The following is a 12,227-nucleotide window of genomic DNA, read 5'->3' on the forward strand; positions in this document are numbered from 1 at the left end:
TCAGGACTTCACTTTCACTTCGACGCGGCGGGCCTCGGAAGGCGGGCCGTCGGCCTGCGACTGCTCGGGCTTGGCCAGCTCGATCTTGTCTTCGGGCGCGCCCGAGGCCTTGAGCGCGTCGCTCACGGCCATGGCGCGCTGCTTCGCCAGCTCGGCATTCTTTGCCGGGTCGCCGCTCGCATCGTGGTAGCCGCTCACGAGCACGGTGCTGCCGCTCTGCACGGCCTTGATGACGTCGGCCAACGCCTCCTTGGCGTTGGGCGCGACTTCGGAACTGGCGCTCGCGAAGTAGAACTTCACGATGCCGTTCTCGACCTTCACCGCGGCGGCTTCGGCCGCCGTCACGGCGCCCGTCGCAACCGCTGCAGCCGGTGTGGCGGGGGCCATGGCTGCGGGGGCGGGCGCCGTGGCTGCAGGCGGCGTCTCGACCTTGGCGGGCGCCATCGCCGCCGCATCGCCGGAATGGAACTTCACCACCAGCGGCACGATGAGCAGCGCCACGATGTTGATGATCTTGATCAGCGGGTTCACGGCCGGGCCGGCGGTGTCCTTGTAGGGGTCGCCCACGGTGTCGCCGGTGACGGCCGCCTTGTGCGCCTCGGAGCCCTTGCCGCCGTGGTGGCCGTCCTCGATGTACTTCTTGGCGTTGTCCCACGCGCCGCCGCCCGTGCACATCGAGATCGCGACGAAGAGGCCCGTGACGATGGTGCCCATCAGCAAGCCGCCCAGCGCCTTCGGACCGAGCAGCAGGCCGACAAGAATCGGCACCACCACCGGCAGCAGCGACGGGATCATCATTTCCTTGATGGCCGCGCCGGTCAGCATGCCCACGGCCTTGCCGTACTCGGGCTTGCCGGTGCCTTCCATGATTCCGGGGATCTCGCGGAACTGGCGGCGCACTTCTTCCACCACCGCACCGGCCGCGCGGCCCACGGCTTCCATCGCCATCGCGCCGAACAGATAGGGAATCAGGCCGCCGATGAAGAGGCCCACGATCACCATCGGATCGCTCAGGTTGAAGCTGATGTTCAGCCCGAAGCTCTCCAGCTTGTGGGTGTAGTCGGCAAAGAGCACCAGCGAGGCAAGGCCGGCCGAACCGATGGCGTAGCCCTTGGTCACGGCCTTGGTCGTATTGCCGACGGCATCGAGCGGGTCGGTCACGGCGCGCACGCTGTCGGGCAACTCGCTCATCTCGGCGATGCCGCCGGCGTTGTCGGTGATGGGGCCGTAGGCGTCCAGTGCGACCACGATGCCCGCCATGCTCAGCATGGAAGTCGCCGCGACCGCGATGCCGAACAGGCCGGCCAGCGAGTACGAAGCCAGGATCGCGATGCAGACGAAGATCACCGGCCAGGCCGTGGAGCGCATCGAGACGCCCAGGCCCGCGATGATGTTCGTGCCGTGGCCCGTGGTCGAAGCCTGCGCGATGTGCTGTACGGGCTTGTACTGCGTGCCGGTGTAGTACTCGGTGACCCACACCAGCGCCGCGGTGAGCGCCAGGCCCACGAAGCAGGCGCCGAAGAGCTTCAGCTGGCTGCCGCTCGCGGCGATGGCGTTGTCCGGAATGATCCAGGCCGTGACGAACCAGAACGCGATCAGCGACAGGACGCCCGCGACCGCCAGGCCCTTGTAGAGCGCCGGCATCACGTTGACCATGCCCGGCGACGCCTTCACGAAGAAGCAGCCGATGATCGACGCGATGATCGACACGCCGCCCAGCGCGAGCGGGTACAGCACAGCATTGCCGGGTGCCGTGGTGACCATCAGCGCGCCGAGCACCATGGTCGCGATCAACGTCACCGCGTAGGTCTCGAACAGGTCGGCCGCCATGCCGGCGCAGTCGCCGACGTTGTCGCCGACGTTGTCCGCGATCACGGCGGGGTTGCGCGGATCGTCCTCAGGGATGCCGGCCTCGACCTTGCCCACCAGGTCGGCGCCGACGTCGGCACCCTTGGTGAAGATGCCGCCGCCCAGCCGCGCGAAGATCGAGATCAGCGAGGAGCCGAAGGCAAAGCCGATCAGCGGGTTGAGGATGGCTGCCAGGGTGTGGTCCGCCTTGGGGGCGCTGCCGGCCAGGAACCAGTAGAAGCCGGTCACACCCAGCAGACCCAGCCCGACCACCAGCATGCCGGTGATGGCGCCGCCGCGGAACGCCACGTCCAGCGCCGGGCCGATGCCCTTGGTGGCGGCCTGCGCCGTGCGCACATTGGCGCGCACCGACACGTTCATGCCGATGAAGCCGCAGGCGCCCGAGAGCACCGCGCCGATGATGAAACCGACGGCCGTGGTCAGGTCCAGGAAGAGGGCGATCAGGACCGCGAGGACGACGCCGACCACCGCGATGGTGGTGTACTGCTTGGCGAGGTAGGCCGAGGCGCCGGCCTGGATGGCGGCGGCGATTTCCTGCATCCGGGCGTTGCCCGGGTCCTTGGCGAGAATCCAACTTCGGGCCCAGAAACCGTAGCCGACGGCCACGAGGCCGCAGACGATGGCGAGTATCAGGGGGGTGTTGCCGATCATGCTTTGCTTCTCCATTCGTTCGTTGTGACTTGTGGAGACGGACAGCATGGATCCTGCGCGCAACGCGTACGGGACCCAGGTTTTCCGTCGCGTTGCTTCCTCGAAGCTCGCTGCACCGAGGTGCGGAGCCGATTGGCCAACGGTTGCAATTTACAGGCAAAAACGCGGGTGCGTGCGACCGGGCGGTGACACGGAAAGTAAACTCAGGGTTTGTCCCGGTCTCCCCAATACTTTTCAACTACTCGAAAAACGTCATGTCCTTCGACAAAGTCTCCCCCGGCAAGAACGTCCCCGATGCCTTCAACGTCGTGATCGAAATCCCGATGAACGCCGACCCGATCAAGTACGAAGTCGACAAGGAATCCGGCGCGATCTTCGTGGACCGTTTCATGACGACGGCCATGTACTACCCCGCCAACTACGGCTACGTGCCGCAGACCCTGTCGGGCGATGGCGACCCGGTCGACGTGCTGGTGATCGCCCCTTACCCGCTGCTGCCGGGCGTGGTCGTGCCCTGCCGCCCCCTGGGCATCCTGATGATGGAAGACGAAGCCGGCGTCGACGGCAAGGTGCTGGCCGTGCCCACCGACAAGGTGCTGCCGATCTACAGCCACTGGAAGTCGGTCGACGACGTGAACCCGATGCGCTTGAAGGCCATCAGCCACTTCTTCGAGCACTACAAGGATCTGGAAGCCGGCAAGTGGGTCAAGGTGCTGGGCTGGGAAGGCATCGATGCGGCCAAGAAGGAAGTCATCGACGGCATCGCCGCATACAAGAAGTAATCCGGGTCTTCACTTCTCGAACTCGAACGGCGAGCGGCGCGGATCGCGCACATAGACGCCTTTCAACGCGGGTGCGCATTCGGGCCCGTCGGCGACCGTGATGCGGTCGGCGGCGAACTGGAAGGTGCGGGTGCAACGCCCGCCTTCCGCCACCCTCAGGCGCTGTCCGGCTTCGAGCACGTTCCTGCCCTGCAGCAGCATGTTGCCTCGCGGGTTGGGGCAGATGTAGATCTCCACATCGAGCTGCCCGGCATCGCCGGGCGTGACATCGAGGAATCGGCCCTCGTGCGGGCATTTGCCCTGCACGTAGCGGCCCATCCAATGCAGCAGCGGATGGCTGAGGTAGGCAATGCGGCGCTCGTAGTCCCTCTTCAGGCATTCGGTGTCGCGGCGGCACTCGCCGTTACGCCCGGCGATCCAGTCACGCTGGTCGCGCCGCAGGAAAACCGCCCATTGGCCCGTGTCGGGCATCTCGAGCTGGCGCCGGTAGAGCGCGGCCAAGGCCTCGTCCTGCCGCGAGAGGCCCGGGTCGGCGCAGATGGCCTTCTCGGTCGCGTTGCCGGCCTTGGTGCAATCGAAGCTTGCGGCCGAGGCGAGGCCAGCGGTTGTGAGGCAGAGCGCCACAAGGGCGAGACGAGTCGATGAGCGCATTCGGTTTCTCCTCGGAGTCGGGACTTTTCGGGTCCGGATGCTAGGAGAGGCGCCGCGCGCCGTCGATGTGCCAAACGGTCAAAGGCGCTATGCCCTTGGACAGAGGCTGCGCTTCAGCCGGCCTTGAACGGGCTGCGCTCGCCCAGATGGTCCATGTAGTTCTCGATGCCGGCCCCCTCGCGCTCGAGAAAGCGCTCGACCGCGTCCGAGAACGCTGGGTGCGCGAGCCAGTGGGCGCTGGTGGTCTTCACCGGCATCAGCGCGCGCGCCATCTTGTGCTCGCCTTGCGCGCCGCCCTCGAAGCGCTGGGCGCCGTGTTCGATGCACCAGGCGAGGGGCTGGTAGTAGCAGGCCTCGAAGTGCAGGCAGTCGACGCGCTCCAGCGCGCCCCAGTAGCGGCCGTAGGCGACCAGCGGTTCGTCCGGCTGCGTGGAGAGCGCGATCAGGCTGGTCGCCATGGGCTTGCCATTGCGCTCGGCGACGAACAGGAGCCAGGCCTCGGGCAGGGTATCGGCCATACGCTGGAAGAAATCGCGCGTGAGGTAGGGCGGGTTGCCGTGCTCGCGGTAGGTGCGTTCGTAGCAGCGGTAGAAGAAATCCCAGTCGGTCTTCGAGATGTCCTTGCCGCGCGACCAGCGGAAGCTCACGCCGGCGTCGGCGACCTTGCGACGCTCCTGGCGGATCTTCTTGCGCTTGTCGTGGGCGAGGCTGGCGAGGAAGGCGTCGAAGTCCGGGTAGCCAGGCTGCTCCGCGGCGGAATGCTCCGCGTCGGACAGCGAGGGCACGTCGGGGCTCGGCGTTGGCACCGCATTCGTCCAATGGAATTGCACAGTGTTGCGTAGCATCAGCCCGGCTTCGGTGCATGCGGCGATGTCCCCGTCGGCGCCGAACAGCAGGTGCAGGGAAGAAAGCCCTTCCTGCTTGCACCACGCAACCAGCGCCTGCACCAGCAGCGTGCGGCTCTGCGCATCGCGTGCCAAAAGGCGTGAGCCCGGCACCGGCGTGAACGGCACGGCGATGACGGCCTTGGGGTAATAAGCAAGCCCGTGCTGCTCATAGGCGTTGGCCCAGGCCCAGTCGAAGACGTACTCGCCGTACGAATGGTCCTTGATGTAGACCGGGCAGGCGGCTTCGAGTTGCTTGCCGCGCCAGAGCGTGACGAACTGCGCCGTCCATCCGCTCGCGGGCGATGCACTGCCGCTTTCGTGCAGCGCCGCGAGGTATTCGTGGCGCATGAAAGGCGAGGGCTCGGCCTGCGCGGCGAGCAGCGCATTCCAGGCTTTCGGGCTCACGTCCGACGGTGACGCCAGAACCCGAATGACATAATCGTTCAAGCCTTTTTCTTCCTTCTGTATGACGCTCAAGCTCGCCATCGCGCAACTCAATTTTGTGGTGGGCGACGTCGACGGCAACGCAAGAAAGATTGTCGATGCCGCACGCGAATCCCATGCACAGGGTGCGCGTCTGCTCCTGACGCCCGAACTCTCGATTGCCGGCTACGCGGCGGAGGACCTGTTCCTGCGTCCCGCCTTCACCGAAGCCTGTGATGATGCCGTGAAAGGCATTGCCGCTGCGCTCGCCGACCTCAAAGACATGGTCGTGGTGGTGGGGCATCCGACTGGGGGCAGCCTTCGCAGCCGCTCCGTGGCGGTGCAGATGCGGCACAACGCAGCGAGCGTCATCAAGGAAGGCCGCATCCTCGATACCTACGCCAAGCGCGAGCTGCCGAACTATCAGGTGTTCGATGAGCGCCGGTATTTCACGCCGGGGCAAGGCACCTGCGTGTTCGAGGCAGGCGGGGTTTCCGTCGGTCTGCTGATCTGCGAGGACGCCTGGTTCGACCAGCCGGCCGAGCTGGCACGTTCGGCCGGAGCCGAGGTGCTCGCCGTGATCAACGCCTCGCCCTATCACGTGGGCAAGGAAGGCGAGCGCGTCGCGCGCATGGCCGACCGGGCACATGCCGTGGGGCTTCCGTTGGTCTACGCGCACCTGGTCGGTGGGCAGGACGAGGTGGTGTTCGACGGCGCCTCCTTCGCGCTGCAGGCGAGCGGCGCACTCGCGATGCAGGTCGAGAGCTTCCAGGAGAAGTTGGTCTTCGCGCAGTTGGAGCGAACACCTGAAGGTGGCGTCGGCTTCGTAGTCGAGCCCGGTGCGGTGGCCGCCCCGCGCGACGCCGAAGCGCAACTGTGGGACGCCCTGGTGCTCGGCGTGCGCGACTACATCGGCAAGAACGGCTTCCCGAGCGCCATCCTGGGGCTCTCGGGCGGCATCGACTCCGCATTGGTGCTCGCCATCGCGGTCGATGCACTCGGCAAGGACAAGGTGCGCGCGGTGATGATGCCTTCGCCTTACACCGCCGACATCAGCTGGATCGATGCGCGCGAGATGGCGAACCGCCTGGGCGTGCGCTACGACGAGATATCGATCAAGCACACCTTCGAGTCCTTCAAGGGTGCCTTGGCCGAGGAATTCAAGGACCGCCCCGAAGACACGGCCGAGGAAAACATCCAGGCCCGCATCCGCGGCACGCTGCTGATGGCCTTGTCGAACAAGTTCGGGTCCATCGTGCTCACCACCGGCAACAAGAGCGAAATGGCCACCGGCTACTGCACGCTCTATGGCGACATGGCGGGCGGTTTCGCGGTCATCAAGGACCTGCTCAAGACCACGGTGTTCGCGCTCGCGCGCTGGCGCAACGCCCATGACCCGTACGGCACCGGCGCCGCGCCGATCCCCGATCGGATCATCACGCGCCCCCCGAGCGCCGAGCTTCGGCCCGATCAGACCGACCAGGACAGCCTGCCGCCCTACGACATCCTCGACGGCATCCTGGCACGCTACATGCAGGACGACGAGGGCATCGACGAGATCATTGCCGCGGGCTACGAACGCGCCGTGGTCGAGCGGGTCGCACGGCTCATCAAGGTCAATGAATACAAACGGCGCCAGGCGCCAGTAGGAATCCGGGTCACCCACCGAAGCTTCGGCAAGGATTGGCGTTACCCTATCACCAGCAAATTCAACGAAACCGCCGGAGCACGAAAACCATGAAGCAGATCACCGCCATCGTCAAACCCTTCAAGCTCGAGGACGTGCGCGAGGCCTTGGCCGAAGTGGGCGTTACCGGCCTGACCGTGACCGAGGTCAAGGGCTTCGGCCGTCAGAAGGGCCATACCGAGCTCTACCGCGGCGCCGAATACGTGGTCGACTTCCTGCCCAAGATGAAGGTCGAAGTGGTCGTCAACGAGGGCGATGTGGAGCGCTGCATCGAAGCCATCGTCAATTCGGCGCGCACCGGGAAGATCGGCGACGGCAAGATCTTCGTGACCGCCGTGGAGCGCATCGTGCGCATCCGTACCGGCGAAGAAAACGAGAACGCCGTCTGAAGCAAAAAAGCCCCGTCGAACGGGGCTTTTTCTTTCGAGACTGACCCGTCCTGCCCAGCGTTGACACCTTTCATCAGTGAAAGGAAAAAGCGCAATGGGCACAGGCGTCAAGAGAACTCAGCGTGACTACACGATGGCCTTCAAATTGGCTGTCGTCGAGCAAGTGGAAAAAGGGGAGCTGACCTGGGGCCAAGCGCAGAGTCGCTATGGGATCCAGGGCAACTCGACAGTGTTGAACTGGCTGCGCAAGCACGGTCGCCAGGGGTGGGGTCGTGCGGCATCATCGGCGGCTATGCCGATCGACAAGACAGCCATTGCACGGACGCCAGAACAGCGGATCAAGGAATTGGAAACGCAACTGGCCATGGCGCAGGAGAAGGCCCGGTTGTTCGAAGCGGTGCTGGAGGTCCTGAAGAAGGATCACGGCGTGCGTGTCGTAAAAAAGCCTTCGGGCAAGTCCTCGCGCAAGGCCTCGTCCAAGGGCTGAGCGTGACGCGGGCCTGCCACCACATGGGCATCAGCCGTCAGGCGTACTACCAGGGCCAGCACAGGGCCACCCGGCGCCACGAACGCGCCGAAGCGGTGGTGCAGTTGGTCAAGGAACAGCGCATGCGCCAGCCGAGACTGGGTACGCGCAAGCTGCACTACCTGCTGCGTGAGCCGTTGCAGCGCCAAGGCATCGAATTGGGGCGTGATGCGATGTTCGACGTGCTGCGCAACGCGCGCCTGCTTGTGGCGAACCGCCGGGCGTACCACAAGACGACGGACAGCCATCATCGCTTTCGCCGCCACCCGAACCTGGTCAAAGCGGGGCCTACGCAGATTCGCGTCACGCGCAGCGAGCAGCTGTGGGTGGCCGACATCACGTACCTGCCCACGGTCGACAAGGTGGTCTACCTCAGCTTGGTCACCGACGCGCATTCCCGCAAGATCGTGGGCTGGCACGTCCATGCCAGCCTGCAGACGGAGGAGGTGGCGCGGGCCCTGAAGATGGCGCTGCGCGAGCGAAAGACGCGCGAGCAACTCGTGCATCACTCTGATCGCGGCATCCAATACTGCTCGAACTACTATCAGGCGCTGCATCGCCGCCATGGCCTGAAGTGCTCGATGACCGACGGCTACGACTGCTACCAGAACGCACTGGCCGAGCGCATCAATGGCATCCTCAAGACCGAATTCCTGCTGAGCCAGCCAGCTGACCTGGCTCAGGCCAGACGACTGGTGGCCGAGTCCGTGCATATCTACAACCACGAGCGGCCCCATCTGTCGCTCAAAATGCAAACGCCCGATGCTGTGCATCGGGCGTCCGTGGTCGGCTGAGGCCGGCTATTTGGGTGTCAACGCAATTCAGGACGGGTCAGACGGGCGTCAGAGGTTTTCCGACAGCCTGTCTTCGCGCGGATGGAGCGGCACTTCGGCGCGCAGTGCCGTGAGCAGTTCGGTGGCGTCGGTGCCGGTGCGGATCAGCGTCATCTGCCAGTCGCCCATGAAGCCTTCCCGCACGCTGTGCGCGAGGAAGCCCAGCAGGCCGTCGTAGTAGCCAGCGGTGTTGAGAATGCCGATCGGCTTGTCGTGGTAGCCGAGCTGGCGCCAGGTCCAGATCTCGAACAATTCCTCGAAGGTGCCGATTCCCCCCGGCAGGGCGATGAAGGCATCGGCACGTTCGCCCATCATGGCCTTGCGCTCGTGCATGGTGTCCACCACGTGCAATTCGTCGCAGAGGGGATTGGCCAGTTCCTTGTCGACGAGGGCCTTGGGGATGATGCCGACGACGCGGCCGCCGGCCAGACGGGTGGCTTCGGCCACCGTGCCCATCAGGCCAGTGCGGCCGCCACCGTAGACCAGTTGGCCGCCATGCTGGCCGATCCACTGGCCGACAGCCTTGGCCGCCTCGGAAAACTCGGGGCGCTCGCCGGGACGCGAGCCGCAATACACACAGATCGAAAATTCAGGATTCATCCCGCCATCATGCCTCGGGACGCGAGGCCCGCTCATGACACGAAGCGCGTCCACAATGCCGCCGCCCAGATGCCGCTGCACAGCGTGAGCGACAGCAAAACCGCGGCACTGCCCATGTCCTTGGCGCGCTTGGAGAGGTCGTGCCATTCGGGGCCGATGCGGTCGATGGCGGCCTCGACGGCGGTGTTGAGCAACTCCACGATCATCACCAGGATGGCGCTGCCGGCAAGCAAGGCCACCTCGACCCAGCTGCGGCCGAGCCAGAAAGCGGCCGGGATCATCACGATCGACAGGATCGCTTCCTGCCGGAAGGCGGGTTCGCTCCAGCCGGCGCGAAGCCCGTGCAGCGAGATCAGCGTGGCATGAAAGACGCGCTCAAAACCCTTGCGGGCCTTTTGTGGATTGACGGCGGGATCGGGAAGCTCGGGCAGGGCACTCATCGGCGGCTCATGGGCTTGGAGGTGATGAGCCGCGTACCGGCCCAGGCGTCGTGCCAGAACTGGCGCTCGGGGTGAAAACGGGCGAGAACCGCCCAGACAGCGACCCAGCCGAAGATCAGGACGGTCGATTCGCCGCCAGACAGCTTGAAAGGCGCGATCGCGGCAAGCGGCGGCAGGAACCAGATCCAGCTGAGGAGGTAGCGAGCTAAAGCTCGGCGCTGGCTGACGGGCTGGCCGTGAATGTCGACGATGCGGATGTTCCAGGTCTTCATCGCGAGCGTTTGGCCCTTGGCCCAGAACCAGACGAAGTACACGCCGAACACCACGAAGAGGAACGCCTGGAACAGGTGTCGGCGCGAATCCATGGCGTCGCGCATCTGGCCCAGCGTGCTGAACAGCCAACCCGAGACGAACACGACCGCGAACAGCAGCATGCCTTCGTAGAGCCAGCAGGCCATCCGGCGCCACAGGCCGGGCACCGTGGAAGCAAGAGCGCCGTTTGCCGGTGCGTCGGGCGAGGCAGGCTGATCGGGCCCCGACGCCTCGGGAGAACTGGAAACCATCGAAGCCTTGCCTGGTATCAGGGAGCGGAGGGAAGCTGCTCGGCCGCCGCAGGCGTCGGCGCCGGGACCTGAGCCTCGGCGGGAACCGGCGGCGATGTGACGTTGGCGGTAGCTGGCGCCGCGGCAGGCGCAGTGCTCGTGGCAGCAGGCATCCGCTCCAACGGGGTCGTCACAAGGATGGCCGCGGCGGGCATGGACGATGGGGTCGGCGGTGCCAAAACGATCCTGGGCGTGTGTTGGCCGGGCGGCGTGACGGCGGGCACCGGTACGAGCTTTTGCGACGAGACGGGGCGCACGGGAATGGCCGCACCGCGCGGCTTGGCCGGTGCGCGCTCGGCGAGCTTGCGCTTTTCTTCCTCGCTCAAGGCCTGGTATTGCTCCCACTTGGCCTTGCGCTCGTCGGCCGGCAGGCGTTTGACCTCCGCGAAGTTCAGGCGCGCCTGGGCCCGCTGCTGATTGCTCAGGGCGGCCCACTCGATCATGCGGCTGTGCAGGGTGACTTGATCATCCGTCGACATGGTCGCGAAGTTTCGTGACAGTGCCAGCCACTTGCGCTTTTGCCCGGTGTTCATCGTGGTCCAGTGCGAGACCAGGGGCTTGAGGGCCAGTTGCTGTTCGGCGGTGAGCTCGCTCCAGAGCGGCTTGGTTGCAGGAACTGTCTTGGTGGCGCCGGCTGCCGCGGAGTTTGCAACACCCGTCTGTCCAGCCTTGTTGACCTCGGAGGGCGGCTGGGCGGAGGCAAGCGTCAGGCTGAACGCCGCAACGGCGAGCGCGCCCGCCCAAACGGATGCGCCCGCCGTGAGCGGGCGCAAGGGACGGGGGGTGTTCGCGCTGGATTTGGAACGGCGTCGCATTCGGTCGGGGAGGGTCAGTCGGAGGCGCCGTCGGCCTTCAGGAATTGAGCGAAGCCCGGGTCGGTGTAGGCGGCCGGGGGCAGGTCGCCGGTGAGGAGCGCGGAGTCGACTTCGGCCAGCTCGCTGACGCGGTCGTCGTCCTGCATCACGCTGATGGTGATGAGGCCGGCCACAAGCGCGATCAGCGGCACCACCGACCCGATGCGGGTCCACCAGCCACCGCCGAGCGTGAGCGCGTGGCCGGACTGCACCACTTCCGGCGCAGTCCGCAATTGCGGTGCTTGCTTGCGCGCGGCTACCGCCTGCGCACGCGCAACGCGCAACCGCTCGCCGATGTCGTGCGAGAGCTCCTGGTTGCCGTCGGAGAGCCGGGCAGCCAGGCGCTGACCGAACTGATCTTCGGCGGCGTTAAAAGAAGTTGGAACCTTAGTGTTCATAGCGATATTCCCTTGGCCTTGAGCGCCTTGCTCAGAGCGTGGACGGCTCGCGAGCAATGGGTTTTGACGCTGCCCTCGGAGCAGCCCATCGCAGCGGCCGTCTCTGCGACGTCCATTTCCTCCCAGTAACGCATCAGGAAAGCCTCGCGTTGACGGCCCGGCAATGCAGCGATCTGTTCCTCGATCTCGTGGAAGACCTGGGCGCGGCGGGTGGTGTCTTCGGCGCTTTCCGTTTCTCTGGAGTCTGTTGGCGAGACGAAGTTCTCCAGAAGATCGAAATCTCCGTCGTCGTCGACCGAGTCGAAATCGCTCAGATTCGAGAACAGCGCGCGCCGGGTTTTCTGGCGGCGGAACCAGTCGAGCGTGCAGTTCGACAGGATGCGCTGGAACAGCATCGGCAGTTCGTTGGCCGGCTTGTCGCCATAGTGCTGCGCCAGCTTCATCATGCTGTCCTGCACGATGTCGAGCGCCGCTTCTTCGTCCCGCACGTGGTAGACCGAGCGCTTGAAAGCGCGTCGTTCGACGCTTTTCAGGAAGTCGGAGAGTTCTTGTTCAGTGGCCAAGCGAGAGGGGGCGCGCAAGGCGCGCCGCGTGGGAAGGGATATCTAGCGAACGCTTATGTTTTCCGCCGCGGA

General features: G+C 65.5%; 13 protein-coding genes. 4 read left to right on the forward strand and 9 right to left on the reverse strand.

Annotated elements, in window-relative coordinates; all coding sequences use genetic code 11:
• Positions 1-2,520 carry a sodium-translocating pyrophosphatase gene (locus QFZ83_RS09830; protein ID WP_307505529.1) on the reverse strand — a complete coding sequence of 840 codons (2,520 nt, stop codon included), beginning with the start codon at positions 2,518-2,520 and terminating at the stop codon, positions 1-3.
• Between the two features lie 254 nt (positions 2,521-2,774).
• On the opposite strand from QFZ83_RS09830, the gene ppa reads away from it, so the two are divergent.
• Complete coding sequence (gene ppa, locus QFZ83_RS09835) at positions 2,775-3,302, forward strand: inorganic diphosphatase (RefSeq protein ID WP_013540971.1); 528 nt, start codon at positions 2,775-2,777, stop codon at positions 3,300-3,302.
• A 9-nt stretch (positions 3,303-3,311) separates the two neighbouring features.
• On the opposite strand, the gene QFZ83_RS09840 is transcribed toward ppa, so the two are convergent.
• Together QFZ83_RS09840 and QFZ83_RS09845 are read right to left on the reverse strand one after the other, a co-directional pair.
• Positions 3,312-3,953, reverse strand: a complete 642-nt coding sequence (locus QFZ83_RS09840; protein WP_307505532.1) for a lysozyme inhibitor LprI family protein — start codon at positions 3,951-3,953, stop codon at positions 3,312-3,314.
• A 113-nt stretch (positions 3,954-4,066) separates the two neighbouring features.
• A complete protein-coding gene (locus QFZ83_RS09845; protein ID WP_307505534.1) occupies positions 4,067-5,287 on the reverse strand; it encodes a GNAT family N-acetyltransferase in 1,221 nt (406 codons plus the stop codon).
• Positions 5,288-5,306: 19 nt separating this feature from the next.
• Between QFZ83_RS09845 and QFZ83_RS09850 the strand changes: the two genes are divergently transcribed.
• The 3 genes from QFZ83_RS09850 (at position 5,307) to QFZ83_RS09860 (ending at position 8,659) form a co-directional block, all read left to right on the forward strand.
• Positions 5,307-7,004 (forward strand): NAD+ synthase, encoded by a 1,698-nt coding sequence (locus QFZ83_RS09850; RefSeq protein WP_307505537.1) that lies wholly within the window; start codon positions 5,307-5,309, stop codon positions 7,002-7,004.
• The gene (locus QFZ83_RS09855) at positions 7,001-7,339 is read left to right on the forward strand and encodes a P-II family nitrogen regulator (RefSeq protein ID WP_013540975.1); all 339 of its coding nucleotides are present in this window, start codon (positions 7,001-7,003) and stop codon (positions 7,337-7,339) included. Before QFZ83_RS09850 ends, QFZ83_RS09855 begins: the two co-directional genes overlap by 4 nt.
• Before the next feature lie 94 nt (positions 7,340-7,433).
• Positions 7,434-8,659, forward strand: a protein-coding gene (locus QFZ83_RS09860) for an IS3 family transposase (RefSeq protein WP_373457494.1) whose coding sequence is annotated in 2 segments (ribosomal slippage) — positions 7,434-7,776 and positions 7,776-8,659 — 1,227 coding nt in all. Because the reading frame shifts where the segments join, the coding sequence is not laid out codon by codon here.
• Between the two features lie 48 nt (positions 8,660-8,707).
• Here QFZ83_RS09860 and QFZ83_RS09865 read toward each other — a convergent pair.
• The 6 genes from QFZ83_RS09865 to QFZ83_RS09890 are packed head-to-tail and all read right to left on the reverse strand — an operon-like array spanning position 8,708 to position 12,155.
• Entirely contained in the window at positions 8,708-9,298 is a 591-nt protein-coding gene (locus QFZ83_RS09865; protein ID WP_307505541.1) for a TIGR00730 family Rossman fold protein, read from the reverse strand.
• A 32-nt stretch (positions 9,299-9,330) separates the two neighbouring features.
• Complete coding sequence (locus QFZ83_RS09870) at positions 9,331-9,738, reverse strand: diacylglycerol kinase (protein ID WP_013540977.1); 408 nt, start codon at positions 9,736-9,738, stop codon at positions 9,331-9,333.
• The gene (locus QFZ83_RS09875; protein WP_013540978.1) at positions 9,735-10,301 is read right to left on the reverse strand and encodes an RDD family protein; all 567 of its coding nucleotides are present in this window, start codon (positions 10,299-10,301) and stop codon (positions 9,735-9,737) included. Before QFZ83_RS09875 ends, QFZ83_RS09870 begins: the two co-directional genes overlap by 4 nt.
• Positions 10,302-10,318: 17 nt before the next feature.
• Positions 10,319-11,155 carry a DUF3106 domain-containing protein gene (locus QFZ83_RS09880; protein WP_307505547.1) on the reverse strand — a complete coding sequence of 279 codons (837 nt, stop codon included), beginning with the start codon at positions 11,153-11,155 and terminating at the stop codon, positions 10,319-10,321.
• Positions 11,156-11,169: 14 nt separating this feature from the next.
• Positions 11,170-11,592 carry a DUF3619 family protein gene (locus QFZ83_RS09885; RefSeq protein ID WP_013540980.1) on the reverse strand — a complete coding sequence of 141 codons (423 nt, stop codon included), beginning with the start codon at positions 11,590-11,592 and terminating at the stop codon, positions 11,170-11,172.
• On the reverse strand, positions 11,589-12,155 hold the full coding sequence (locus tag QFZ83_RS09890) for an RNA polymerase sigma factor (RefSeq protein WP_013540981.1): 567 nt from the start codon (positions 12,153-12,155) through the stop codon (positions 11,589-11,591). The genes QFZ83_RS09885 and QFZ83_RS09890 overlap by 4 nt, the downstream gene beginning before the upstream one ends.
• Positions 12,156-12,227 lie beyond the last annotated feature (72 nt).

Source organism: Variovorax sp. W1I1 (genome assembly GCF_030815625.1).
GTDB classification, from domain to species: Bacteria; Pseudomonadota; Gammaproteobacteria; order Burkholderiales; family Burkholderiaceae_C; genus Variovorax; species Variovorax paradoxus_C.